Source organism: Streptomyces sp. NPDC003393 (genome assembly GCF_053589015.1).
In genome coordinates this window covers 1-24806 of the sequence record NZ_JBSFRB010000042.1, presented here as the reverse complement: position 1 = coordinate 24806, position 24806 = coordinate 1, and the positions used below count along the sequence as shown (strand labels likewise).

Sequence of the window (24806 nt, the reverse complement as noted above, 5' to 3'; positions counted from 1 at the left end):
GGACGACCCCGGGGCACGCACCTACAGCGCGAGCAGCTCCTTGGTCGTGATGGTGAGTAGCTCGGGTCCGCCGTCCGCCTCGGGGCGTACGACGAGCGTGTCATCGATCCGGACACCGCCCCGGCCCGGGAGGTGGACCCCCGGTTCGACGGTGACCGGCACGCAAGCGTCCAGTTTACCCATGACCGCGGGGGCCAACTGCGGGTCCTCGTCGATTTCGAGTCCGACACCGTGCCCGGTGAGCGGCTGAAGACCCTCCGCGTACCCGGCGGAGTCCAGGACCTGACGTGCCGCGCGGTCCACGTCCCGGTAGGCGGCGCCCGGTGCCAGCGCCTCCCGGCCGGCCCGCTGAGCGGCGAAGACCAGGTCGTACAGCTGGATCTGCCAGTCCGCCGGGGAGGTGCCGATCACGAACGTACGGCCGATCTCGCAGCGGTAGCCCCGGTAGGCCGCACCCAGGCACACGGAGAGGAAGTCGCCCTCCTCCACCCGGCGGTCCGTGGGACGGTGACCGCGGCGGCCCGAGTTCGGTCCCGTGGCCACGGACGTGGGGAAGGCCGGGCCGTCAGCACCGTGGTCGACCAGCCGCCGCTCCAGCTCCAGTGCGAGATGCCGCTCCGTGCGGCCCACGAGGATGGACTCCAGCAGTTCACCGAGGGCCTGGTCGGCGATCTCGGCTCCGATTCTCAGACAGGAGATCTCCTCCTCGTCCTTGACGACTCTGAGCTGCTCCACCGCGCTGCCCAGGTCGGCGAGGCGGATCCGGGGGGCCACCGAGGCGAGGGCCCGGTGGCGGGCCACCGTGAGGTGGTGCTCCTCGACGGCGAGCGACTCGGCGCCCTGGGACTGGGCGACGTCGGCGGCGGCGACGGCCGGGTCGCCGCCGGGCTGGGGCAGGACCTGGACGCCCAGCGCCTCGTCGGGACGTCCCTCGTGGGGCCGGTCGTCGGGTGGGGTCTGGCACAGCAGGAGGTCCTCGCGCTTTCCGAGGAGCAGGACGGCACCGTGCGGGGCCGCGCCCGCGAGGTACCGCACATTGGCGGGTCGAGTCACCAGCGCCGCCGCGCTGCCGCCCGCGTTGCAGCGCTCCCGTAGCCGGGTTCGGCGGGCCGCGTACACCTCTGACATGAACCGAGCGTAAGAGTCGTGGCCGGATATCGCCGTTCGAGAGGGGCCGAGTGGGGGTGCGCGTACTCCGGGGCGCCGCTCGGATGCGGAGCGCACCCGCGCTCGAGGCGCTGCCGTGCCGGCCAGCCGCCCGCCGCGACGACGGCCCGGCTACCAGGCCGGGGGGCTCGCTATGGCTCTGGCCAGGACCTCGTCCAGGAGGTGGGCGGTGGTCGGGATGTCGAGCTGGGAGTTGTCGATGATGGGGAGGCCGGAGCCGTACCAGCCGGCCATGCGGCCGTGGATGCGGGCGACCTCCTCGTCGGTGAGGCGGCGGTTGCCGGAGCGCTCGGCGTTGCGCTCCAGGACGACGTCGAGGCCGGGCAGCAGGACGACCGGGAGCAGACCGGGCCCGACATGCCGCTTCCAGCCGCCGAGGCCGACGACCGGGCGGTCGGGGAACACGGCGTCGTCGAGAATGCACGAGATGCCGTTGGCGAGGAAGTTGCGCGCGGCGAACCCGCACGTACGGCGGGCGAGACGATACTGCGCCTCGGAGTTGTCGTTCCACCCCGACTGCGGGTTGGCGAAGCCGGAGCGGACCCACTCGCGGACGTCGTCGAGGCTGATGTGCGCGGTGGGGACCCGGCGGTGCTCGGCCCAGTGCTTGGCGACGCTCGTCTTGCCGGCGCCGGCGGGTCCGATCAGCAGCACCGCGAGGGTGGTGGTGGTCGGGTCGGGCGCGGTGTGGGCGGGTGGCGCGGGAGGGAAGGCGACCGGGCCGCCGGGCGGCAGCCGGACGTGGCCGGTGGCGTCCGGTGAGGGTGGCGCGGCCTGGGTCGGTGGCCCGGGCGGAACCGGTGGCTGCGGTGCCGTCTGCGCTCCGGGGCGCCCCGGAGCCGACGGCGGCGGAACGGGGGCCGAGCCCTGGGGCGGGCCCGGAAGGTGCGCACCGGTGTGGTACGGACCCGGGAGGTGTGCGGCCGGCGGCCGGCCCGCGGCCGACCCCTGCCCCGGCTGATGGGGCGGCGGCAGCGGCGAACCCACTGCGTGCTGCATCCGGTGCCACTCCGTCTCGTACAAGGCAATGGGCGCTGGCAGCGGGCCCGTCCCGCTTCCCTACCGAACGGTACCGTCCCCGGCCGCCGTTTGGTGAACGGCCGGGGACGGCCCGAAGTGCCCGCCGGGGCACGGCGTATCGGACGGACCGCCCTTCGGGGGACCTACTCCCCCACCTCGCCGTAGGCGGCGAGCAGCACGGCCGGGTCCGGGCCCTCCAGGACGGTGGGCTTGGCAAGGCCGTCCAGGACGATGAAGCGCAGCAGGTCGCCCCGCGACTTCTTGTCGACCTTCATCGTCTCCACCAGCTTGGGCCACTGGTCGTAGCGGTAGTGCAGGGGCAGGCCGACGGACTCGAGGACCGTACGGTGACGGTCCGCCGTCGCGTCGTCCAACCGGCCCGCCAGGCGGCCGAGTTCGGCGGCGAAGTGCATGCCCACCGACACCGCCGCGCCGTGCCGCCACGTGTACCGCTCGTTCTTCTCGATGGCGTGGCCGAGGGTGTGGCCGTAGTTGAGGATCTCCCGCAGACCCGATTCCTTCAGGTCGCTCGACACGACGTCGGCCTTCACCCGGATGGAGCGCTCGATCAGCTCGGCGGTGTGCGGGCCGGCCGGGGTGCGGGCGGCCTCCGGGTCGGACTCCACGAGGTCCAGGATCACCGGGTCGGCGATGAAGCCGGCCTTGATGACCTCGGCCAGCCCGGACACGTAGTCGTTGACCGGGAGGGAGTCCAGCGCCGCCAGGTCACACAGCACGCCCGCGGGCGGGTGGAACGCGCCGACGAGGTTCTTGCCCTCGGCGGTGTTGATGCCGGTCTTGCCGCCGACGGCCGCGTCGACCATGGCGAGCACGGTGGTCGGGACGGCGATCCAGCGCACTCCGCGCAGCCAAGTGGCGGCCACGAAGCCGGCGAGGTCCGTGGTGGCGCCGCCGCCGACGCCCACGATGACGTCGGAGCGGGTGAACCCGGACTGGCCGAGCGCCTTCCAGCAGTAGGCGGCGACCTCGGCGGTCTTGGCCTCCTCCGCGTTCGGCACCTGGATGGCGACGGCCTCGAAGCCCTGCTCGGCCAGGTCGGCGCGGAGCGCGTCACCGGTCTCGGCGAGCGCCTCGGGGTGGATCACGGCGACCCGCTTGGCCTTTTCGCCGATCAGAGCGGCCAGTTCGCCGAGGAGTTGACGTCCGACGAGGACGTCGTAGGGGTCGGTGCCCGCGGTACCGCCGACGTGGATCCGGGTGACTGCCTCGCTCATGCCTGCTTCAACTCCACTGCGTCCAGGACGGCTTGGGTGACTTCCTCGGGCGTCCGGCCGTCGGTGGCCACCACGGCCGTGGCGACCTCCTCGTACAGGTGCCGGCGGGCCTGCATCAGCTCGCGCCACTGCTTGCGCGGATTGACCGCGAGCAGCGGGCGGGCCACGTTCAGCCCGGTGCGCCTGACCGCCTCCTCGACGTCCATCGACAGGTAGACCACGCGCACTTGGGCGAGCAGCGCGCGCGTGTCCGGGTCGAGGATCGCGCCGCCGCCCAGCGCCAGCACACCGTCGTGCTCGGCCAGCGCCCGGCGCACCGCCTCCTTCTCGATCGCCCGGAAGGCGGGCTCGCCGTCGTCGACGAAGATCTCGGCGATGGTCCGGCCCTGCTCGGTCACAATGTCGTCGTCGGTGTCCCGGTAGCGGAGCCCGAGCCGGCCGGCCAGCAGATGTCCGACGGTGGACTTGCCCACGCCCATCGGGCCGACCAGGACGACGACCGGCATCGCGCTCATCGGACGGACAGGTGGTCGAGGTACGACCGGACGTTGCGGCGGGTCTCGGCCACGCTGTCGCCGCCGAACTTCTCCGCCACCGCGTCCGCCAGGACCAGGGCGACCATCGCCTCGGCGACGATGCCGGCCGCCGGGACCGCGCACACGTCGGAGCGCTGGTGGTGGGCCTGGGCCGGCTCGCCGGTGGCGACGTCGACGGTCCGCAGCGCCCGTGGCACGGTCGCGATCGGCTTCATGGCGGCCCGCACCCGCAGCAGCTCACCGGTGGTCAGCCCGCCCTCGGTGCCGCCGGAGCGGCCGGTGGCACGCTGGATGCCGTCGGCGGTGGTGAGGATCTCGTCGTGGGCCTGGGAGCCCGGGACGCGGGCGAGGCCGAAGCCGTCGCCGACCTCGACACCCTTGATCGCCTGGATGCCCATCAGGGCCGCCGCGAGCCGGGCGTCCAGCCGCCGGTCCCAGTGCACGTGCGAGCCGAGGCCCACCGGCACCCCGTAGGCCAGCACCTCGACGACACCGCCGAGGGTGTCGCCGTCCTTGTGGGCCTGGTCGATCTCGGCGACCATCGCCTTCGACGCGTCCTCGTCCAGGCAGCGCACGGGGTCCGCGTCCAGCTTCTCGACGTCCGCCGGTGTCGGGTACACGCCGTAGGGCGCCTTGGCCGCCGCCAGTTCCACGACGTGGCTGACGATCTCGATGCCGGCCGTCTCCTTCAGGTACGACCGGGCCACCGCGCCCAGCGCCACCCGGGCGGCGGTCTCCCGCGCGGAGGCCCGCTCCAGGATGGGCCGCGCCTCGTCGAAGCCGTACTTCTGCATGCCCGCCAGGTCGGCGTGGCCGGGGCGGGGGCGGGTCAGCGGGGCGTTGCGCGCCAGTTCGGCCAGCTCCGCCGGGTCGACCGGGTCGGCGGCCATGACCTTCTCCCACTTCGGCCACTCGGTGTTGCCGACCATGATCGCCACCGGTGAGCCGAGGGTGAGGCCGTGCCGGACGCCGCCGAGGAAGGTGACCTCGTCACGCTCGAACTTCATCCGGGCGCCGCGTCCATAGCCCAGGCGCCGCCGTGCGAGGTGGTCCGCCACCATGTCCGTGGTGATCGGCACGCCGGCGGGTAGGCCCTCCAGCGTCGCCACGAGTGCGGGTCCGTGGGACTCGCCCGCGGTCAGCCAACGCAACCTGCTCAACGGTGCTCCTCATGCTCGCGCCTGGAACTGCGACGGCGCGACCGGGTGCGCGGCCCGGGCCCGCCACCTACGATCCTCCCACGTCCGGGCCCCGGGACCCGCCGCCGGTCCAGCAGGCGGACGGCCCTCGGACGGCCCCGTCGGCGCACCGCCGTGCGGCTCCGCGCCTCCGGCGGTCGTGGCCGGCGGCGGGTCAGCGTTCCGAAAGCGCCTTCTCGCCCGCCCGCCGCATGGCATCCAGCGGGGCCGGTGAGCGGCCCGTCATCTGCTCCACCTGGAGGACCGCCTGGTGGACCAGCAGGTCCAGGCCGCCGACGACGGCGCCGCCGGCCATGGACCAGCGGGCCGCGAGGGCGGTGGGCCAGGGGTCGTACAGGACGTCGAAGAGGGTGGCGGGCCGCTCGGGCACGGACGCGGCGAGGGCGTCGGTCGCACCGGCCGGGGTGGTGGCGATCACCAGAGGAGCGCGCAGGGCGTGCTCGGCATCCGACCAGCGCGCCGCGCGGACCGCCACACCCAGCCGCTCACCCCACTGGCGCATCTCGGCCGCGCGGGCCTCGCTGCGCACATAGGCGACGACCTCGCCGGTGCAGACCCGGGCGAGCGCGGCCAGCGCGGAGGAGGCGGTGGCGCCGGCCCCGAGGATCGCCGCCGATTCGACCTGCTCGATGCCGTGCTCGCGCAGGGCGGCGACCATGCCGGGAATGTCGGCGTTGTCCCCGGTGCGCCGCCCGTCCTCGGTGAGCACGACCGTGTTGACCGCCTCGACGGAGGCGGCCGTGTCACTGATCTCGTCCAGCAGCGGGATGACGGCCCGCTTCAGCGGCATGGTCAGCGACAGCCCCGCCCACTCGGGCCCTAGCCCCTCGACGAAGGCGGGCAGTCCTTCCTCGTCGATCTCGAACCGGTCGTACGACCAGTCGGTGAGCCCCAGGTTCTCGTAGGCCGCGCGGTGCAGCACCGGGGAGAGGGAGTGGGCGATGGGCGAACCGAGAACGGCGGCCCGGCGGGCGTCAGTTGCCCGAGCTGGCATCGAACTTGTCCTTGAGCTTCAGGAATTCGGCGTACGTCTTGGCGAACTCGGTCTTGTTCGTACCGTCGGTCGCCACGAAGTAGATCCAGCCGTCGTCGGTCGGGTTCAGCGCCGCCCTCATGGCGTCGTCGCCGGGGTTTCCGATCGGTCCGGGCGGCAGGCCCTTGTGGGTGTAGGTGTTGTACGGGCTCTGGTTGCTGTTGATCTCTTTTTCGCTGATGTGGATGTTGCTCTCGCCCTTCAGGTAGTTGAAGGTCGAGTCGAACTGAAGCAGCTGGTTGGTCTGGGTGTTCGTCGACTTGAGGCGGTTGTAGACCACCTCGGCCATCATGCGGAAGTCGTCGTGCGTCTTGCCCTCGGCCTGGACCAGGCTCGCGACCGTGACCAGTTCCAGCGGGTCGGACAGGCCGAGGGTCTTGGCCTTCGCGGTCAGGTTGTAGCGCTTGTAGGCCTGGTCGGCCCGTTCGACCATGCTCCGCAGGACCGCTTCGGGCTTCATGCCCTTGGCCGCGGGATAGGTGCCCGGGCAGAGGAAGCCCTCCAGCGGATCCATGATCTGGCTGCTGTCGTTCGCCCAGCCGGGCAGGCCCAGGGACTTGTACTGCTTCTGGGCGATCTTCTTGGTGGTGCCGTCCTCCAGGTTCAGCTGCTTGTCGATCGCCTCGTAGACCTGGGCGTTGCGTTCGCCGGGCTTGACCAGGATGTTGCTCTGGCTGCTGGGGTCCAGCATCAGCGCCACGGCGCTCGCCGCCGACATCTGCTTCTTCATCTGGTAGGCGCCTGCCTGGATCTGCTTCCCCTTGGGGTTCTGGGACTGGGCGGCCACGAACGCGTCGACGCTCTTGACGACGCCGGCCTTCTTCAGCGCCCGGCCGATGTCGTAGCCCCCGGCGCCCTGGGGGATCTCGACGGTCACCATCTCGCCGGTGCCGTTGCCCGCGTAGTCCGGCGCCGAGCCGAAACGCGACTGGTAGAACTGGTATCCGTAGTACCCGGCGCCGGCCACGCCGCCGGTGAGCACCAGCGCGACGACCAGGCAGGCGCATCCACCGCGGCGCTTCTTGCCGCCCGTCCCCTTGGCCCCGCGCCCCGCGCGGTCGCCGCGGTCCCGGCCCTGGTTCGGGTCGTCGCCGTCGGGCTCGTCCTCGTCCCCGCCGCCCGTGAAGAAGGCGTGGTCCTCCTGGCCCGGATCTGGTTCCGGGTCCCAGTCGGGTCGCTGCTCGGGCTCGGGGTCCCTGCGGTTCGGCGGCTGCGGCGGCGGATAGGCGTCGGGGGTGCCGTAGAGGTCGGGCCGCTCGGCGCCGTAGGCCATGGCCTGCTGGGCGTACGGGTCCGACGGGTCGGCGGCGTACGGCAGCTGCGGCTGGGCTCCGGTGCCGTCCCAGCCGCCCTGGTGCTGCTGGTAGTGCTGCTGTTCCTGGGCTTGGGCCGCGTACTGCTGGTCGTACTGCGGGTAGCCCTGCTGTCCGTAGTGCGGGGGCTGCTGGGCGCCCTGCCCGTGGTACTGCTGGTGCTGCCCGCCGTAGCCGGCCTGCTCCTGTTCCCACTCTCCGTAGTACGGCTGCTGCGGATGGTGCTGTCGGCCGCCGTAGGGGGGCTGCGGGCCGGTGTGGTCCTGCTGCCCTCCCCATCCGCCGTCCCCGTACAACGGGTCCTCCGGATGCCACGGTTCGGAGCCTGGGCCCCGGCCATACTCAGTCATCGATCCCCTAGAGCCGCGAGGCGGCGGCCACACGGCCCTTCGTCCCGGCTGCCGTGCCGCCTCTTGCTGTGCGCCGGCTGTTCGAACACCGGCGCATCGCGCGGAACGTTACCGTATCGCGATCAGATGACCACTTCGACGCCCTCGCCGGGTGGATTGCCTGACACTCGTTCGGATTCCAGGGCCTGCTGGAGGATGATCACTGCCGCGGCCTGGTCGATCACGGAGCGTCCCTTCTTGGACTTCACCCCGGAGGCCCGCAGTCCCTGCCCGGCTGTCACGGTGGTCATCCGCTCGTCCACCAGGCGCACCGGCACCGGGGCGATCCGCTGGGCCAGCTCCCCCGCGAAGGCCCGGACCTTGACCGCGGCCGGGCCCTCGCCTCCCTTGAGGGAGCGGGGGAGGCCGACGACCACCTCGATCGGCTCGTACTCCTCGACGAGCTGCCCCAGGCGGCGGTGGGCCGCCGGGACGTCCCGGCCGGGCACCGTCTCCACCGGGGTGGCGAGGATCCCGTCGGGGTCGCACGAGGCGACCCCGATCCGCGCGTCCCCGACGTCGACGGCGAGCCGGCGGCCTCTCCTCATCACTTGGCCGTTTCCGCCACGAGGCGCTCGACGGCGTCCACGGCCTCGCCGATGGCGGCCGGGTTCTGGCCGCCGCCCTGGGCGACGTCCGGCTTGCCGCCACCGCCGCCGCCGAGGGCCTTGGCGGCGGTGCGGACCAGGTCACCGGCGCTCAGGCCGCGCTCGCGGGCGGCCTCGTTGGTGGCGATGACCGTCAGCGGCTTGCCACCCGTGACCGTGAAGAGGGCGACGACCGCGGCCCGGCCGCCCCGGATGCGGCCGCGCACGTCGAGGACCAGCTTGCGCAGGTCGTCGGAGGTCGTGCCGTCGGGCACCTGACCGGTGACCACGGCCACGCCCCGCACGTCCTTGGCGGACTCGGCCAGACCGGCGGCGGCCTGGAGGACCTTCTCGGCGCGGAACTTCTCGATCTCCTTCTCGGCGTCCTTCAGCTTGCCGAGCATGGCGGAGACCTTCTCCGGGAGCTCCTCCGGGCGGCCCTTGATCAGCTCCTGGAGCTGGGCGACGACCGTGTGCTCGCGGGCGAGGAAGTTGTAGGCGTCCACGCCGACCAGGGCCTCGATACGGCGCACACCGGAGCCGATCGAGGACTCGCCGAGCAGCTTCACCAGGCCCAGCTGGGCGGTGTTGTGCACGTGCGTGCCGCCGCAGAGCTCCTTGGAGAAGTCGCCGATGGTCACCACGCGGACCCGCTCGCCGTACTTCTCACCGAACTCGGCGATGGCGCCCTGCTTCTTGGCCTCGTCGATGCCCATGACCTCGGCGTGGACGTCGAGGTCGCGGGCGAGCACCTCGTTGATCTTCTGCTCGACGTCGGTCATCACGGCCGTCGGGACGGCGGCCGGAGAGCCGAAGTCGAAGCGGAAGCGGCCCGGCTGGTTCTCCGAGCCGGCCTGGGCGGCCGTCGGGCCGAGGGCGTCGCGCAGGGACTGGTGGGTGAGGTGGGTGGCCGAGTGGGCGCGGGCGATGGCCTTGCGGCGGCGGGCGTCGATGGAGGCGTGGGCCTTGGCGCCGACGGTCACCTCGCCGACCTGGACCACGCCCTTGTGGACGTACACCCCCGGCACCGGCTTCTGGCAGTCGCGGACCTCGATGACGGCACCGGAATCGACCTTGATCCGGCCGGTGTCGCCGATCTGGCCGCCGCCCTCGGCGTAGAACGGGGTGCGGTCCAGGACGACCTCGACCTCGTCGCCCTCGGTGGCGGCCGGGGAGGAGACGCCGTCGACGAGGATGCCGACGATCGTGGACTCGCCCTCGGTGTCGGCGTAGCCGATGAAGTCGGTCTCGCCGGCGGTGTCGGCGATCTCGCGGTAGGCGCCCAGGTCGGCGTGGCCGGTCTTCTTGGCCTGGGCATCGGCCTTGGCGCGCTCCCGCTGCTCCTTCATCAGCCGGCGGAAGCCCTCCTCGTCCACGGACAGCCCCTGCTCGGCGGCCATCTCCAGGGTGAGGTCGATCGGGAAGCCCCAGGTGTCGTGGAGCAGGAAGGCCTTGTCGCCGGAGAGGACGGTGCCGCCGGCCTGCTTGGTCTCGGTGACGGCGGTGTCGAGGATGTTGGTACCGGCCTTCAGCGTCTTGAGGAAGGCGTTCTCCTCGGCGACGGCGACCTTCTCGATGCGCTCGCGGTCGGTGACCAGCTCGGGGTACTGCTGACCCATCATCTCGATCACGGTGTCGAGGAGGTCCTTGACGACCGGGCCGGTGGCGCCGAGCAGGCGCATGGTGCGGATGGCGCGGCGCATGATGCGGCGCAGGACGTAGCCGCGGCCCTCGTTGCCGGGGGTGACGCCGTCGCCGATGAGCATGGTGGCGGTGCGCATGTGGTCGGTCACGACACGCAGGGAGACGTCCGAGTCGTGGGCGTCGCCGTAGCGGACGCCGGTCAGCTCGGTGGCCTTCTCGATGACGGCCATGGAGGTGTCGATCTCGTACATGTTCTGCACGCCCTGCAGAATCATGGCGAGCCGCTCCAGGCCGAGGCCCGTGTCGATGTTCTTGCTCGGCAGGTCCCCGAGGATCTCGAAGTTGTCCTTGCCGGTGCCCTCGCCCCGCTCGTACTGCATGAAGACGAGGTTCCAGATCTCCACGTACCGCTCGTCGTTGACGGCGGGGCCGCCCTCGACGCCGAACTCCGGGCCGCGGTCGTAGTTGATCTCGGAGCAGGGGCCGCACGGGCCGGGCACGCCCATGGACCAGAAGTTGTCCTTCATGCCCAGGCGCTGGATGCGCTCCTTGGGCACGCCGACGACCTCGTGCCAGATGCGCTCGGCCTCGTCGTCGTCCAGGTAGACGGTGACCCACAGGCGCTCGGGGTCGAGGCCGTAACCGCCCTTGTCCTGGGGGCTGGTCAGCAGCTCCCAGGCCAGCTTGATGGCGCCTTCCTTGAAGTAGTCGCCGAAGGAGAAGTTGCCGCACATCTGGAAGAACGTGCCGTGGCGGGTGGTCTTGCCGACCTCTTCGATGTCGGGCGTGCGCACGCACTTCTGCACGCTGGTGGCGCGCGGGAAGGGCGGCTTGACCTCACCCAGGAAGTAGGGCTTGAAGGGCACCATGCCGGCCGGGACGAGGAGCAGAGTCGGGTCGTCCGCGATGAGCGACGCCGAAGGGACGACGGTGTGCCCGCGCTCCTCGAAGAAGCTCAGCCAGCGGCGGCGGATCTCAGCCGACTCCATCAGTGGTCCTCATTCCGGTTGTACGAGTACGTCGGGTACGTCGAGCCGTCGACGTACTTCGGGCTGTGGTGGTTCTCGATGGCGGCATGCCGCCGGGGTACGGGGAGTTCGGGGGCGGCGGGCGTGTCGATGCCGAGCGCCTCGCCGAGTTCGGCCTCCCGCTGAGCCATGTTGGCGCGGACGTCGAGCGCGAAGCCCACGGCGCGGTCCTTGAGCCGGTGCCCCGCCTCGAGCGCCTTGTTCGCCGCGGTCGCGGCGACGCTCTCGGGAGTCAGCTGCCTCAGCTTGCGGTTGACCTTGGTGGTCGCCCACACACCGGCGGCGACACCGGTGGTGAACCAGAACGTACGGCGGAACATCGTCAGTCCTTACTTCTCCCGGTTGTTCCGCTTCCCCCGCCGCGCGGCCGGGACGGTGCGGCCCACGATCACGGTACGCCTCGACGCCTTGGCGGGCACGTCCTCCCTGCGGCCGCCCAGGGCCCGGCGCACGCCGTACCCGAAGGCCGCCACCTTGACGAGCGGGCCGCCGAAGGTGGAGGCGACGGTGGTCGACAGCGCGGACGCGTTCGAGGTGACCTCCTGGACGTCGGAGGCGATCGCGTCGACGCGGTCGATCTGGGTCTGCGCGGAACGCACCGCCCGGGACGCGTCGGCCAGCAGCGGAACGGCCTGGTCGGTCACGTCCGCCACGAGCTTGGTGGTCGCCCTGAGCGTCTGGGCCAGCCTCGCCAGCGCCACCGCGAGGAAGGAGACCAGGATCGCCCAGAACACGGCCACCAGGATCCCGGCCACCTCTCCACCGGACACTGTGCGCACCCGCTCCCTGAAACGTGCCTGAACAACGAGCCTGAACATCGAGAAACATCGAGAAAATCGTGCACCGAGCCTATCGCGCCAGGGGTGAAGCTCCGTACCGGATTACCGCGTGTGCGCGCCACGGAGGAGAGCCGGGGGGCGGCCCGGTGGGCGATCCGCCCGTGGAGATCGTCGCGTTCGGGGGCCGCTCGGCCGAACTCGGCGCTCCGGCACGGGCGCTCGGCTGCGCCCGGCCGATGACGGTGACGGGCGCCGGCGGCTCGGCGCGGCCCGCGGGCCCATGGACGGGCGGATATGCGTCAGCCCGCCGCCTCGCCCGCCCGGAAGGGCGGGGAGACGGCGGGCCGAGCCGCTGGGTGCTACGTCCGGCTGGTGATCAGCGGGCGTAGTACTCGACGACGAGCTGCTCGTCGCAGACCACCGGGATCTCCTTGCGGTTCGGCTCACGGTCCAGGCGGAACGCCAGCGCCTTGAGGTTCACCTGCAGGTAGCGCGGGGTCTCGCCCTCGGGGGCGAAGCCGCCCTCACGAGCGATCTGGAAGAGCGTCTTGTCCTTGGAGCGGTCGCGGACCTGGACCACGTCGTCGGGACGGACACGGAAGGACGGCTTGTCCACCTTCTGGCCGTTGACCTGGATGTGGCCGTGGACGACCATCTGGCGGGCCTGGTAGATCGTGCGGGCGATGCCCGAACGCAGGACCAGCGCGTCGAGACGGCGCTCGAGCTCGACGATCAGGGCCTCACCGGTCTTGCCCTGGACCTTGGAGGCACGCTCGTAGGCGCGGACGAGCTGGCGCTCGGACACGTCGTACTGCGCGCGCAGGCGCTGCTTCTCGAGCAGACGGACCTTGTAGTCCGAGTTCTGCTTGCGGCCGCGGCCGTGCTCACCCGGCGGGTAGGGGCGGGCCTCGAAGTACTTGACGGCCTTCGGGGTCAGCGCGATGCCGAGGGCACGCGACTTCTTGACCTTGGGGCGGGACTGGTTCGCCACTGTCTTTCGTCTCTTTTCGTAGTGTTCCGGCTCGTCAGGGTTGAGGGAGGTCGCATCCGCAGCCGGGGAATCCCACCGGGTCCGCTCGGGACCTGGAGGGCAGCCGCTCCCCTGGTCTGGGCACATACGTGCAGCACGCGAGTGGCCCACCTCCCGCTCCCAGGGCTCTGGGCGGTGGTGGGCTGCCCGCGACACCGTTCATCGGTGCGCGACGCTCCTGGAGTCCGTTCCCGGGGCCGGCCCCGGGACTGGATCTCCGGCTGGGTGTCCCGCTCTGACTGCGCGGGACTCAGCACTTCGGGCCAGTCTACAGGGCGCTCAGGGCCGCCTTCGACCGAGGTGCTTGCGCGTCCACTCCACCGCGTCGGCGTAGCGGGCCTCGGCGCCGTGTCTGCCCGGGGAGTAGTACTCGCGGTCCTTCAGGGCGTCGGGGGCGTACTGCTGGGAGGCGATGCCCTCGGGCAGGTCGTGCGGGTAGACGTACCCCTTGCCGTGCCCGAGCTTGGTCGCGCCCTTGTAGTGGCTGTCGCGCAGGTGCGCCGGGACCGGTCCGGCCAGGCCCTTGCGCACGTCGTCCAGTGCTGCGCCGATCGCGGTGGTCGCGGAGTTCGACTTGGGGGCGAGGGCCAGGGCGATGGTGGCGTGGCTGAGGGTGAGCGCGGCCTCGGGGAAGCCGATCATGGCGACGGCCTGGGCGGCGGCCACCGCGATCGGCAGCGCGTGGGGATCGGCGAGGCCGATGTCCTCGCTGGCGGAGATCATCAGGCGGCGGGCGATGAACCGGGGGTCCTCGCCGGCCTCGATCATCCGGGCCAGGTAGTGCAGGGCGGCGTCGACGTCGGAGCCGCGGATGGACTTGATCAGGGCGCTGGCCACGTCGTAGTGCTGGTCGCCGTCGCGGTCGTACGTCACCGCGGCCCGGTCGACGGTCTCCTCCAGGGTGGTCAGACCGATCTCGCTCTCGCCCTTGTCCAGGGCGGCCCCCGCGGCGGCCTCCAGGGCGGTCAGGGCCCGGCGGGCGTCGCCGCCGGCGATGCGCAGCAGGTGGTCCTCGGTGTCGGCGGGGAGGGTGACGGCGTCCTTCAGGCCCCGCTCGTCGGTGAGCGCCCGGCGCAGCAGACCGCGGATGTCCTCGTCGGTGAGCGGTTCGAGGGTGAGCAGCAGGGAGCGGGACAGCAGCGGGGAGATCACCGAGAAGTACGGGTTCTCCGTGGTGGCCGCGATCAGGGTCACCCAGCGGTTCTCCACCGCCGGGAGCAGAGAGTCCTGCTGGGCCTTGCTGAAGCGGTGGATCTCGTCGAGGAAGAGGACGGTCTCCTGGCCGTACCCGCCGGAGGCGCGGCGGGCGCCGTCGATGACCGCGCGGACCTCCTTGACGCCCGCGGTGATCGCCGAGAGCTCCACGAAGCGCTTGTTGGTGGCCTTGGAGACGACGTACGCCAGCGTGGTCTTGCCGGTGCCGGGCGGGCCCCACAGGAACACCGAGGAGGGTCCGGCCGGGCCGCCCGCGCCCTCGCCGACCAGCCGGCGCAGCGGCGAGCCGGGCTTGAGCAGGTGCCGCTGGCCCACCACCTCGTCGAGGGTGCGCGGGCGCATTCGGACCGCGAGGGGGCTGGCGGCCGGGTCCTTCTCCTGGCGTTCTTCTGCTGCGGCGGTGAACAGGTCGGGCTCCACGCTGAAACCCTATGGCACCGCACCGACAACGCCGTCGGCGCCGGGTGCGGTCCCGCCGGTCACGCCCAGAGGCTGCTGCCCCAGCGGGTCAGGATCAGCATGGCGATGACGCCGCTGTGGGTGACCGGGAGCACCCAGGTGAACTCGCCGAGGAAGTTCTTCACGGCGCGCGGGGCGGGCAGGAAGTCGTTGCGGATGTTGAACGAGGTCACGTACCAGAACATGGTGAGCGTGGCGACCCAGGCCAGCGAGCACCACAGGCACAGCGCGTTGATCCGGTACAGCGATTCGAACTGCAGCCAGGTGACGAAGCAGACCCCGAACAGCGTGCCGAAGTTGAAGGTCAGCCAGTACCAGCGCGGGAAGGTGGCGCGAGCCAGCAGGCTCATGCCCACGCAGATCACGATGCCGTAGCAGACCAGGCCGAGCAGCGGGTTGGGGAACCCGAACACGGCGGCCTGCTTGCTCTCCATGACGCTGCCGCAGGACACGATCGGGTTGAGGCTGCAGCTGGGGGTGAAGGTCTTGCCGCTCAGCTTGCCTTCGAGGATCTTCTGCTTGTCGATCGTGATGACCCACGCGGCGAGCAGCCCGGCCGCGCCGGTGATCACCAGCAGCAGCGCGAAGGCCCGGCTGCCGCCGACCCTGCGCGGCACGGCTGTCCCGGCGTCTTGCGATGCGGGGTCGGTGGAGACGTCCTTCACTGTCGTCTTGCTCATTCCGCCGGTTCCGTCACTCGAGAGTTGGACCTTCTTCGGGCAGGGGCCATTGTGCCGCACACGACGCCCTGTCCACCGTTCGATGGGCATAAGGACGTACGCACGGTGGGCCATGAATGTTCGATTCCGGTCGATGATCGGGACATGACCACAACCACCATGGACGCGCCCGCCGTGAGCGTGCGGGGGCTGCGCAAACGGTACGGCGACGTCACCGCGGTCGACGGCATCGACCTGCGGATTCACCCCGGTGAGGTGTTCGGGCTGCTCGGCCCGAACGGGGCCGGCAAGTCCACGACGGTGGAGATCCTCCAGGGCAACCGGGGCCGGGACGCGGGCGAGGTCAGGGTGCTCGGGGCGGACCCGGCGACGGCCACGCGCGCGTGGCGATCGCGCGTCGGAATCGTCTGGCAGGACGAATCCGCGCCCGCCGAGTTGACGGTCCGCGAGACCGTCCGGCACTTCGCCCGGTACTACCCGAGGCCCCGGGACCCCGAGGAGGTCGTCACGCTGGTGGGCCTCGCCGAGAAGGCGGACAGTCGGATCAAGGCACTCTCCGGCGGACAGCGGCGCCGCCTGGACGTGGCCCTGGGCGTGATCGGCGGCCCCGAGCTGCTCCTGCTGGACGAGCCGACCACCGGTTTCGACCCGGCGGCGCGCCGGCAGTTCTGGGACCTGATCCGGCTGCTCGCGGCGGAGGGCACGACGATCCTGCTCACCACGCACTATCTGGAGGAGGCCGAGGCGCTCGCCGACCGCCTCGCCGTGGTCGTCCGCGGCCGGATCGTCGCTGAGGGCGAGCCGGCCGCGCTGCGCGAACTGCACGGCCCCGAGGCCACGGTCGGCTGGACGGACCGGGACGGCAGCGCGCGCACCGAGCGCACCGTCACCCCGACCCGCACGGTCGCCGAGCTGGCACGCCGCTTCGACGGCGAGATTCCCGGCCTGACCGTGCACCGCCCCACGCTGGAGGACGTCTACCTCCGGCTCACCGGTCAGGAGGACGCATGACCACGACCGCGCGGACGCCCGGCGTCGCACGGGGGCAGGACCTACGGCTGCCCGGTGCCTGGAGTCTCGGTCTGCACCGGGGCGGGCTGGAGATCCGGCAGTTCTTCCGGCAGCGCGAGCAGGTGGTGTTCACCTTCGCCTTCCCCGTGGTGCTCCTGTTCCTGTTCGCGTCGATCTTCCACGACGACGTCGACGGGCTCGGCATCACGGCCTCCCAGCTGTACGTGCCCGCGATGGCGGCCTCCGGGATCATGTCGACGTCCTTCCAGTCCCTGGGCATCTCCATCGCGGTGGAGCGGGACGAGAAGGTGCTGCGCCGGCTGCGCGGCACGCCGATGCCGCCGGCGGCGTACTTCCTGGGGAAGGTCTGGCTGGTGCTGTTCACCGGCGCCGCGGAGACGGCGCTGCTGCTGCTGATCGGCACCACGCTGTACGGCGTGGACCTGCCCACCGCCCCGGACCGCTGGTTCGCCTTCGGCTGGATCTTCGTGCTGGGCCTGACCGGCTGCGCGCTGCTCGGCATCGCGATCAGCTCGGTGCCCCGCTCCGGGAAGAGCGCGAGCTCGGTGGTCATCCTGCCGTTCCTGGTGCTCCAGTTCGTCTCAGGGGTGTACATCTCGGTGGATACGATCCCCGACTGGATGCTGAACGCGGGCGCCCTGTTCCCCCTGAAATGGCTGTGCCAGGGGCTGCGGGGCGTGTTCCTGCCGGACTCGGCACGGGTGCTGGAGCAGACGGGCGACTGGGAGTTCGGACGGATCGCTCTGGTGCTGGCAGCCTGGTGCGCTGGGGGGTTGGTGCTGTGTCTGCTGACGTTCCGGTGGAAGGACCGGCGCGCGGGGTGAGCGGGACGGCAGGTACCCGCGCGGCACACGCCTGGGACCGCTCGGTGGGGCTGTGGGACGCCTACTTCGCCGTCCCCTGCGGGACCACCCTGGCCCTGGTCCTGGCCACCTCCGGGCACGGGTGACCGGTACGGTCCGTAGCGGCCGAGCCGCTGGAACCGTGAACGTCTAGTGCTGCCGGAAAGGTGAGCCGGTGAACCTTTCCGGTCACAGCACTAGGGACGCCGGGGAGGTCCCCCGGCGGCCGTGGACCGCCGGGCTCCCGGTGCCTCCGGTCAGCCGAGCCGCGACTCCAGTTCGGCCACGATCTCGTTGACGCCGATCGGGGTCTGCTCGCCGGACTCCATGTCCTTGAGCTGGACGACGCCCTCGACGAGGTCGCGTTCGCCGGCGACGAGGGTGTAGCGGGCGCCGCTGCGGTTGGCGTTCTTCATGGCGCCCTTCAGGCTCTTGTCGCCGAAGGCGAAGTCGGCGGCGATGCCCACCTTGCGCAACTCGGTGACCTTGGCGAACAGCACCCGGCGGGCCTCCTCGCCGAGCGGGACCGCGAAAACGCTGGTGGCGGCGGGAATCTGGAGTTCGACACCCTCCGCCTCCAGGGCGAGGACCGTGCGGTCCACGCCCAGGGCCCAGCCCACCGAGGGCAGCGCGGGGCCGCCGATCATCTCCGACAGGCCGTCGTAGCGGCCGCCGCCGCCCACCGCGGACTGCGAGCCCAGGCCGTCGTGGACGAACTCGAAGGTGGTGCGGGTGTAGTAGTCCAGGCCGCGGACCAGCTTGGGGTCGTCCTCGAAGGCCACGCCCTGGGCCACCAGCAGGGACCGCACCTCCTCGTGGTACGCCTTGCAGGCGTCGCACAGGTAGTCGCGCAGCAGCGGGGCGCCGGTGAGCTGCTTCTGGACCGACTCCCGCTTGTCGTCGAGCACCCGCAGCGGGTTGATCTCGACGCGGCGGCGGGTGTCCTCGTCCAGGTCCAGGCCGCGCAGGAAGTCCTGGAGCGCGGCCCGGTAGACCGGGCGGCACTCCTTGTCGCCCAGGCTGTTGAGCAGGATGCGGAAGTTCCTCAGGCCCAGCGAGCGGTACGCCTGGTCGGCCAGGACGATCAGCTCGGCGTCCAGCACCGGGTCCTCCGCGCCGATCGCCTCCGCGCCGACCTGCGAGAAGTGGCGGTAACGGCCCTTCTGGGGGCGCTCGTAGCGGTAGTAGGAGCCGGAGTACCAGAGCTTGACCGGCAGGTTGCCCGCCTTGTGGAGGTTGGCCTCCAGCGCGGCGCGCAGCACGGAGGCGGTGCCCTCGGGCCGCAGGGCGAGCCTGTCGCCGCCCTTGGTCTCGAAGGCGTACATCTCCTTGGTCACGATGTCGGTGGACTCGCCGACACCGCGGGCGAACAGTTCGACGTTCTCGAAGCCGGGGGTCTCGATGTAGCCGTAGCCGGAGTTGCGCAGCGGGGCGGCGATCGCCTCGCGCACCGCCAGGTACGTGGCGGAGTCGGGCGGGATCAGGTCGTACGTGCCCTTGGGGGCCTTGAAGGTGCTCACGAAGCCTCTCGTCACATTCCTCGTCGGGGAGCGTCGACGTGCGCTCCCGGGCCGGCGGCCACCTGCCGCAGATAGGGATTGGTGGCGCGCTCCTGGCCGATGGTCGTCTGGGGGCCGTGACCGGACAGCACCACGGTCGAGTCGTCGAGCGGCAGGCACACGCGGGCCAGCGACTCGAGCATCTCGGCCATGTCACCGCCGGGCAGGTCGGTGCGTCCGATGGAGCCGGCGAACAGCAGATCCCCGGAGAAGAAGACCGGCGGCACGTCCGCGGTCTCGGGCATCCGGAAGGTCACCGACCCCTTGGTATGGCCAGGCGCGTGCGCGACGGAGAACGTGAGGCCGGCCAGGTCCAGGCGGGCGCCGTCGGCGAGTTCCTCGACGTCGTCCGGCTCCCCCACGGTCAGCTCGCCCATCAGCGGCATCCCGATGGAACGGCCGAGGGCCTTCTCGGGGTCGCTCATCATGTACCGGTCGGCCGGGTGGATCCAGGCCGGTACGCCGTGCGCGCCGCACACCGGGACGACCGAGGCGACATGGTCGATGTGGCCATGGGTCAGGACGACGGCGACGGGCTTGAGCCGATGCTTCTTCAGTGCTTCCTCGACGCCTTGGGCGGCCTGGTGGCCGGGGTCGATGATCACGCACTCCTCACCGGCGGCGGGGGCGACGAGGTAGCAGTTCGTCCCCCAGGCCCCGGCGGGGAACCCGGCAATGAGCACGATCGTCCTTCGTTTGTGTCGATACGGGCGGCTACAGGTGTGGTCAGAGCCTACCGGCGCTGCCGGATCCTCAGCGAACCCATATACGGTACGGGGCACACGCAGGCGTTCGACTCACAGGACGCACGAGTACCGGTCGACACACGAGACGCATGAGGAGAGAACCCGGTGGTCAGCCAGGAGCAGCGGCGGCGTCAGCTCGCCCGGGAGAAGTTCTTGCGGCAGCAGCAGCGGCGTACCGCCGCGCGGCGCAAGTCACGCGCGCGCAACTCGGTGATCGCGTCGGTGCTCGGCGTGGTGGTGATCGGCAGCGTCGCGCTGTACACGACCGGCGTCATGAAGGACGACAAGAAGGACGACAAGGCCAACGCGAGCGCCGAGGTGACCCCGAGCGCCTCGGCCACCAGCAAGGCCCCGGACCCGTGCGACAAGCCGGCCGAGGGCTCGGTGAAGAAGCTGAGCTGGAAGAAGGAGCCGGCGATGACGATCGACACGTCGGCGAAGTACACCATGAAGCTCGCGACGACGTGCGGCGACATCGACGTGGCCCTGAAGACGGCCGCCGCCCCCCACACCGTGAACTCGTTCGACTTCCTGGCGGGCAAGGGCTACTTCGACCACACCAAGTGCCACCGGCTGACCACGAACGGCATCTACGTGCTGCAGTGCGGCGACCCGACGGGCACCGGCTCCGGCGGCCCCGGCTACACGATCCCGGACGAGAATCTCAAGGACAAGAGCCTCAAGGGCAACGTGTACCCGGCGGGCACGGTGGCGATGGCGAACACCGGGCAGAAGCACAGCGGAGGCAGCCAGTTCTTCCTGGTCTACCAGGACAGTCAGCTGCCGCCCAGCTACACCCCGTTCGGTACGGTTTCCGAGGCCGGGCTGAAGGTGCTGAAGAAGATCGCCGCCGCGGGTGAGAACACGGGCGCCGGCGACGGGGCGCCGAACGCGACGGTCGTGATCAACAAGGCCACGGTCACCAAATCCTGAGCGTCAACTGCGTAATTTCGGTCGCGCTGGATGCGGACAGGCAAGGCGCCGTTCGCCTATGTTGGCCGTGACGAAACTGTGGACGATGCCCGGGGGAGCTTCGAGGCCCCCTCGCAGGCATCATGTGGAGGAGGCGCTGTGAGCAGCGACCCGTGGGGCCGCGTCGACGAGACGGGGACCGTGTACGTGCGGACGGCCGACGGCGAGCAGGTCGTCGGTTCCTGGCAGGCCGGCTCCCCCGAGGAGGCGCTGGCCTACTTCGAGCGCAAGTACGAGGGCCTGGTTGTCGAGATCGGCCTCCTCGAGAAGCGGGTGCGGACCACCGACCTGTCGGCCAAGGACGCCCAGGCGGCGATCGACCACCTGCGCGAGCAGATCGACGCGCACCACGCGGTCGGTGACCTGGACGCGCTGCGTGCCCGTCTGGACAAGCTGGTCGCGACCGTCGAGGCCCGGCGCGAGGAGCGCAAGGCGCAGCGTGCCCGACAGACGGACGAGGCCCGGCACGCCAAGGAGGCGCTGGTCGCCGAGGCGGAGGAGCTGGCCCGGTCGGATCAGTGGCGGGCGGCCGGTGAGCGGCTGCGCGCGCTGGTGGACACGTGGAAGGGGCTGCCGCGCCTGGACCGCAAGTCCGACGACGAGCTGTGGCACCGCTTCTCCCACGCACGGTCGGCGTTCTCCAAGCGGCGCAAGGCGCACTTCGCGCAGCTGGACGCGCAGCGCGAGGAGGCGCGCAAGACCAAGGAGCGGCTGGTCGCCGAGGCCGAGGCCCTGTCGGACTCGACGGACTGGGGTCCGACGGCGGCCCGCTACCGCGAGCTGATGGCGGAGTGGAAGGCCGCGGGCCGCGCCCAGCGGGAGCACGAGGACGACCTGTGGAACCGCTTCCGCGGTGCCCAGGACGTCTTCTTCGCCGCCCGCAGCTCGGTGTTCGCCGAGCGCGACGCCGAGCAGGCGGAGAACCTGAAGCTGAAGGAGGAGCTGGCCGAGGAAGCCGAGAAGCTCCTTCCGATCACCGACCTGAAGGCCGCGCGGGCCGCCTTCCGCTCGATCAACGAGCGCTGGGAGGGCATCGGTCATGTGCCGCGCGACGCCCGGCCGCGCGTCGAGGGCCGGATGCACACGGTCGAGCGGGCCCTCCAGGAGGCCGAGGAGGCCGAGTGGCGCCGGACGAACCCGGAGGCACGCGCGCGTGCCGAGGGTCTGACCGGTCAGCTCCAGGCCGCGGTGGACAAGCTGAAGGGCCAGATCGAGCAGGCCCGGGCCCAGGGCAACACCGCCAGGGCGGACAAGCTGGAGAAGGAGCTGGAGGGCCGCCAGGCACTCCTGGATCAGGCGCTCAAGGGCCTCCAGGAGTTCGGCGGCTGAGGTTCCGGGCGCTGGCCGCCCGCCGCGTCGCGAGAGGGCCTCGTACGGTGCGTACGGGGCCCTCTCCGCGTGCCGGGTGCGGCGGTCACGCCCGGCTGCGCGCCGACGTCACCCGGTACACGTCGTAGACGCCCTCCACGCCGCGCACCGCCCGCAGGACGTGGCCCAGGTGCTTGGGGTCGCCCATCTCGAAGGTGAAGCGGGAGGTGGCGACGCGGTCGCGGGAGGTCTGGACGGCCGCCGAGAGGATGTTGACGTGCTGGTCGGACAGGACGCGGGTGACGTCCGAGAGCAGCCGGGAGCGGTCCAGGGCCTCCACCTGGATGGCCACCAGGAACACCGAGGACTGGGTGGGCGCCCACTCGACGTCCAGGATCCGCTCGGGCTCGCGGGACAGCGAATCCACGTTGACACAGTCGCTGCGGTGGACGGACACACCGCTGCCGCGGGTGACGAAACCGATGATCGGGTCGCCGGGCACCGGCGTGCAGCAGCGGGCCAGTTTGACCCAGACGTCGTCGACGCCCTTGACCACCACGCCGGGGTCGGCGCTGGAGCGGCGCTTGCGGCCACGCCCGCGCGCGGGCGGCACGCTCTCGTCGATCTCCTCGGTGGCCGCCTCCTCGCCGCCGAGGGCCTGGACGAGCTTCTGCACAATGTTCTGCGCGGAGACATGGCCCTCGCCGATCGCCGCGTACAGCGCGGAGATGTCGGAGTAGCGCATCTCGTGCGCGAGCGTGACCAGCGAGTCCCCGGTCAGGATGCGCTGGATCGGCAGGTTCTGCTTGCGCATGGCGCGGACGATGGCGTCCTTGCCCTGCTCGATCGCCTCGTCGCGGCGTTCCTTGGAGAACCACGCCCGGATCTTGTTGCGTGCCCGGGGGGACTTGACGAAGCCGAGCCAGTCGCGGGACGGACCGGCGCCGGTCGCCTTGGAGGTGAAGACCTCCACCAGGTCGCCGTTGTCCAGGGTGGACTCCAGCGGGACCAGGCGGCCGTTGACGCGGGCTCCTATGGTGCGGTGGCCGACCTCCGTGTGCACGGCGTAGGCGAAGTCCACCGGGGTGGCGCCGGCCGGGAGCGCTATGACGTCGCCCTTCGGCGTGAAGACGAAGACCTCGTTGCGGGAGAGGTCGAAGCGCAGCGACTCCAGGAACTCGCCGGGGTCCTCGGTCTCCTTCTGCCAGTCCAGCAGCTGCCGCAGCCACGCCATGTCGTTGATGGCGTCCTTGTCCTTGGCGGACGACTTGGGCGCGTCGGTACGGACCTTGGAGGCGCCGGCGACGGCCTCCTGCTTGTACTTCCAGTGCGCCGCGATGCCGTACTCGGCGCGGCGGTGCATGTCGAAGGTGCGGATCTGTAGTTCGACCGGCTTGCCGTTGGGTCCGATGACCGTCGTGTGCAGCGACTGGTACATGTTGAACTTGGGCATCGCGATGTAGTCCTTGAACCGGCCGGGGACCGGGTTCCATCGCGCGTGCACGGTGCCGAGGGCCGCGTAGCAGTCGCGGACGGTGTCGACCAGGACGCGGATGCCCACCAGGTCGTAGATCTCCGCGAAGTCACGGCCGCGGACGATCATCTTCTGGTAGACGCTGTAGTAGTGCTTCGGGCGGCCGGTGACGGTCGCCTTGATGCGGGCGGCGCGCAGGTCGGCCTGGACCTCGTCGGTGACGATCGCCAGGTACTCGTCGCGCTTGGGGGCGCGCTCGGCGACCAGGCGGACGATCTCGTCGTACATCTTGGGGTAGAGGATCGCGAAGGCGAGGTCCTCCAGTTCCCACTTGATGGTGTTCATGCCCAGCCGGTGGGCGAGCGGCGCGTAGATCTCCAGGGTCTCGCGCGCCTTCTTCTCCTGCTTCTCGCGCTTGAGGTAGCGCATGGTGCGCATGTTGTGCAGGCGGTCGGCGAGCTTGATGACCAGGACGCGAGGGTCCTTGGCCATGGCGACGACCATCTTGCGCACGGTCTCCGCCTGCGCGGCCTCGCCGAACTTGACCTTGTCCAGCTTGGTGACGCCGTCGACGAGCAGGGCGACGGTGTCGCCGAAGTCGCGGCGCAGCTGGTCCAGGCCGTACTCGGTGTCCTCGACCGTGTCGTGCAGCAGGCCGGCCATCAGGGTGGCCGGGTCCATGCCCAGCTCGGCGAGGATGGTGGTGACGGCGAGCGGGTGCGTGATGTACGGGTCGCCGCTCTTGCGCTTCTGGCCGCGGTGCCAGCGCTCGGCGACCTGGTAGGCCTTCTCGATCTGGCGGAGCGTGGAGTTCTCGATCTTGGGGTCGTTGCTGCGCACTATCCGCAGCAGCGGTTCCAGGACCGGGTTGTAGGGGTTGGCGCGCTGGACGCCGAGGCGGGCGAGGCGGGCGCGGACGCGGTTGGAGGAACCGGAGCGGGCCGGCTGGCCCGAGGCGGCGCGGACGGCCGGGGGCTGGACGGGCTTGGGGCGCGCGAGTTCGGCGGGCTTGTCGACGGGGGCGGTCTGGGCGTGCCCGGGCGTCCCACGGACGTCGTTCTTCGTGTGCGACGCGTTCGGCGCGGGCTTCGCCGCGGACGCCGAGGCGGACTCGGGCTTGGCGGCGGTCAGTGGCTGGGCCTCGTCTGGCAAGAGGGCTCCTCGTGCGCGATCCGGGTCCCCCGGTCAGGCTCCGGAGATCCCATGGTAGCGATCGGGCCCACCGGCTTCAGCCGCAGGGTAAATCGCTCTGCCTGGTCTGTGGTGGTTTCCGTTCGCCCCGCAGGGGATCGGTTCGGGCTGGACCGCAACCTTTGGGTTGGAAGCCCCCTCCGGGGGAGCGGAGTCACAGTAGCGATCCCGGGCTGCTGCCCGCGGGCTCGCCTTCAGGCCGCTGAGACGGCCTTCTGCAGGAAGAAACGCAGGAGGCGGGGGGCGGGGTGGTCCGGGGGCCCCCCCGCCGGGGGCTGCGGGTCTCAATGGGGTTTTGGGGGTGCGTGCCGCCGCCGCGCGGCGATTTTGGGGCGGGGCAACACCCGGGGGGGCCCCCGGGGGCGGTG

The 24806-nt window shown here is 71.2% G+C and carries 22 protein-coding genes; 5 read left to right on the top strand and 17 right to left on the bottom strand.

The genetic code is table 11. From position 1 onward, the window contains the following. Window positions 1-21: 21 nt before the first annotated feature. From ACWDUZ_RS30940 to ACWDUZ_RS30875, 14 genes are all read right to left on the bottom strand, one after another. A complete protein-coding gene (locus tag ACWDUZ_RS30940; RefSeq protein WP_451635116.1) occupies window positions 22-1128 on the bottom strand; it encodes an aminopeptidase P family protein in 1107 nt (368 codons plus the stop codon). 150 nt (window positions 1129-1278) lie between these two features. Beyond that, the gene (locus ACWDUZ_RS30935) at window positions 1279-2166 is read right to left on the bottom strand and encodes a Pro-rich N-terminal domain-containing protein (protein ID WP_451635115.1); all 888 of its coding nucleotides are present in this window, start codon (window positions 2164-2166) and stop codon (window positions 1279-1281) included. A 164-nt stretch (window positions 2167-2330) separates the two neighbouring features. Continuing rightward, complete coding sequence (gene aroB / locus ACWDUZ_RS30930) at window positions 2331-3422, bottom strand: 3-dehydroquinate synthase (RefSeq protein WP_451635114.1); 1092 nt, start codon at window positions 3420-3422, stop codon at window positions 2331-2333. Then, window positions 3419-3937: a shikimate kinase gene (locus ACWDUZ_RS30925; protein WP_451635113.1), complete on the bottom strand. Its 519-nt coding sequence runs from the start codon at window positions 3935-3937 to the stop codon at window positions 3419-3421. Before ACWDUZ_RS30925 ends, aroB begins: the two co-directional genes overlap by 4 nt. Then, on the bottom strand, window positions 3934-5118 hold the full coding sequence (gene aroC / locus ACWDUZ_RS30920; protein WP_451635112.1) for a chorismate synthase: 1185 nt from the start codon (window positions 5116-5118) through the stop codon (window positions 3934-3936). Before aroC ends, ACWDUZ_RS30925 begins: the two co-directional genes overlap by 4 nt. A 193-nt stretch (window positions 5119-5311) precedes the next feature. Next, window positions 5312-6151: a shikimate dehydrogenase gene (locus ACWDUZ_RS30915; RefSeq protein WP_451635111.1), complete on the bottom strand. Its 840-nt coding sequence runs from the start codon at window positions 6149-6151 to the stop codon at window positions 5312-5314. Beyond that, entirely contained in the window at window positions 6132-7853 is a 1722-nt protein-coding gene (gene mltG / locus ACWDUZ_RS30910) for an endolytic transglycosylase MltG (RefSeq protein WP_451635110.1), read from the bottom strand. Before mltG ends, ACWDUZ_RS30915 begins: the two co-directional genes overlap by 20 nt. A 122-nt stretch (window positions 7854-7975) precedes the next feature. Then, window positions 7976-8440: a Holliday junction resolvase RuvX gene (gene ruvX / locus ACWDUZ_RS30905; RefSeq protein ID WP_451635109.1), complete on the bottom strand. Its 465-nt coding sequence runs from the start codon at window positions 8438-8440 to the stop codon at window positions 7976-7978. Beyond that, complete coding sequence (alaS, locus tag ACWDUZ_RS30900; RefSeq protein ID WP_451635108.1) at window positions 8440-11112, bottom strand: alanine--tRNA ligase; 2673 nt, start codon at window positions 11110-11112, stop codon at window positions 8440-8442. The genes ruvX and alaS overlap by 1 nt, the downstream gene beginning before the upstream one ends. Further along, window positions 11112-11471 (bottom strand): hypothetical protein, encoded by a 360-nt coding sequence (locus ACWDUZ_RS30895; RefSeq protein WP_451635107.1) that lies wholly within the window; start codon window positions 11469-11471, stop codon window positions 11112-11114. The genes alaS and ACWDUZ_RS30895 overlap by 1 nt, the downstream gene beginning before the upstream one ends. A 9-nt stretch (window positions 11472-11480) precedes the next feature. Beyond that, window positions 11481-11930, bottom strand: a complete 450-nt coding sequence (locus ACWDUZ_RS30890) for a DUF948 domain-containing protein (protein WP_451635106.1) — start codon at window positions 11928-11930, stop codon at window positions 11481-11483. A 376-nt stretch (window positions 11931-12306) separates the two neighbouring features. Then, window positions 12307-12921: a 30S ribosomal protein S4 gene (gene rpsD, locus ACWDUZ_RS30885; protein WP_030166464.1), complete on the bottom strand. Its 615-nt coding sequence runs from the start codon at window positions 12919-12921 to the stop codon at window positions 12307-12309. Between the two features lie 318 nt (window positions 12922-13239). Continuing rightward, window positions 13240-14595 carry a replication-associated recombination protein A gene (locus ACWDUZ_RS30880; RefSeq protein WP_451635105.1) on the bottom strand — a complete coding sequence of 452 codons (1356 nt, stop codon included), beginning with the start codon at window positions 14593-14595 and terminating at the stop codon, window positions 13240-13242. Between the two features lie 59 nt (window positions 14596-14654). After that, window positions 14655-15314 (bottom strand): vitamin K epoxide reductase family protein, encoded by a 660-nt coding sequence (locus tag ACWDUZ_RS30875; RefSeq protein WP_451635104.1) that lies wholly within the window; start codon window positions 15312-15314, stop codon window positions 14655-14657. A 144-nt stretch (window positions 15315-15458) separates the two neighbouring features. On the opposite strand from ACWDUZ_RS30875, the gene ACWDUZ_RS30870 reads away from it, so the two are divergent. From ACWDUZ_RS30870 to ACWDUZ_RS30860, 3 genes are read left to right on the top strand one after another with little or no spacing between them, the layout of a single operon-like run. Then, window positions 15459-16325, top strand: a complete 867-nt coding sequence (locus ACWDUZ_RS30870; RefSeq protein WP_451635103.1) for an ABC transporter ATP-binding protein — start codon at window positions 15459-15461, stop codon at window positions 16323-16325. Then, complete coding sequence (locus ACWDUZ_RS30865; RefSeq protein ID WP_451635102.1) at window positions 16322-17170, top strand: ABC transporter permease; 849 nt, start codon at window positions 16322-16324, stop codon at window positions 17168-17170. Before ACWDUZ_RS30870 ends, ACWDUZ_RS30865 begins: the two co-directional genes overlap by 4 nt. Continuing rightward, window positions 17167-17295: a hypothetical protein gene (locus ACWDUZ_RS30860; protein WP_451635101.1), complete on the top strand. Its 129-nt coding sequence runs from the start codon at window positions 17167-17169 to the stop codon at window positions 17293-17295. Before ACWDUZ_RS30865 ends, ACWDUZ_RS30860 begins: the two co-directional genes overlap by 4 nt. Window positions 17296-17445: 150 nt before the next feature. Here ACWDUZ_RS30860 and hisS read toward each other — a convergent pair whose 3' ends face one another. Continuing rightward, a complete protein-coding gene (gene hisS / locus ACWDUZ_RS30855; protein WP_451635100.1) occupies window positions 17446-18708 on the bottom strand; it encodes a histidine--tRNA ligase in 1263 nt (420 codons plus the stop codon). Between the two features lie 11 nt (window positions 18709-18719). After that, window positions 18720-19430, bottom strand: a complete 711-nt coding sequence (locus ACWDUZ_RS30850) for an MBL fold metallo-hydrolase (RefSeq protein WP_451635099.1) — start codon at window positions 19428-19430, stop codon at window positions 18720-18722. Between the two features lie 168 nt (window positions 19431-19598). On the opposite strand from ACWDUZ_RS30850, the gene ACWDUZ_RS30845 reads away from it, so the two are divergent. Beyond that, window positions 19599-20426 (top strand): peptidylprolyl isomerase, encoded by an 828-nt coding sequence (locus ACWDUZ_RS30845; protein WP_451635098.1) that lies wholly within the window; start codon window positions 19599-19601, stop codon window positions 20424-20426. A gap of 138 nt (window positions 20427-20564) precedes the next feature. Further along, window positions 20565-21794, top strand: coding sequence for a DUF349 domain-containing protein (locus ACWDUZ_RS30840; RefSeq protein ID WP_451635097.1), 1230 nt, complete (start codon window positions 20565-20567; stop codon window positions 21792-21794). An 85-nt stretch (window positions 21795-21879) separates the two neighbouring features. Here ACWDUZ_RS30840 and relA read toward each other — a convergent pair whose 3' ends face one another. Continuing rightward, window positions 21880-24399, bottom strand: a complete 2520-nt coding sequence (gene relA, locus ACWDUZ_RS30835; RefSeq protein WP_451635096.1) for a GTP pyrophosphokinase — start codon at window positions 24397-24399, stop codon at window positions 21880-21882. Window positions 24400-24806 lie beyond the last annotated feature (407 nt).

Coding starts and splice junctions, on each gene's coding strand:
- ACWDUZ_RS30915 (WP_451635111.1), bottom strand. CDS start 6,151: ATGCCAGCTCGGGCAACTGACGCCCGCCGGGCCGCCGTTCTCGGTTCG.
- ACWDUZ_RS30875 (WP_451635104.1), bottom strand. CDS start 15,314: ATGAGCAAGACGACAGTGAAGGACGTCTCCACCGACCCCGCATCGCAA.
- aroB (WP_451635114.1), bottom strand. CDS start 3,422: ATGAGCGAGGCAGTCACCCGGATCCACGTCGGCGGTACCGCGGGCACC.
- ACWDUZ_RS30895 (WP_451635107.1), bottom strand. CDS start 11,471: ATGTTCCGCCGTACGTTCTGGTTCACCACCGGTGTCGCCGCCGGTGTG.
- mltG (WP_451635110.1), bottom strand. CDS start 7,853: ATGACTGAGTATGGCCGGGGCCCAGGCTCCGAACCGTGGCATCCGGAG.
- ACWDUZ_RS30870 (WP_451635103.1), top strand. CDS start 15,459: ATGACCACAACCACCATGGACGCGCCCGCCGTGAGCGTGCGGGGGCTG.
- alaS (WP_451635108.1), bottom strand. CDS start 11,112: ATGGAGTCGGCTGAGATCCGCCGCCGCTGGCTGAGCTTCTTCGAGGAG.
- ACWDUZ_RS30925 (WP_451635113.1), bottom strand. CDS start 3,937: ATGAGCGCGATGCCGGTCGTCGTCCTGGTCGGCCCGATGGGCGTGGGC.
- ACWDUZ_RS30935 (WP_451635115.1), bottom strand. CDS start 2,166: ATGCAGCACGCAGTGGGTTCGCCGCTGCCGCCGCCCCATCAGCCGGGG.
- ACWDUZ_RS30940 (WP_451635116.1), bottom strand. CDS start 1,128: ATGTCAGAGGTGTACGCGGCCCGCCGAACCCGGCTACGGGAGCGCTGC.
- ruvX (WP_451635109.1), bottom strand. CDS start 8,440: ATGAGGAGAGGCCGCCGGCTCGCCGTCGACGTCGGGGACGCGCGGATC.
- ACWDUZ_RS30865 (WP_451635102.1), top strand. CDS start 16,322: ATGACCACGACCGCGCGGACGCCCGGCGTCGCACGGGGGCAGGACCTA.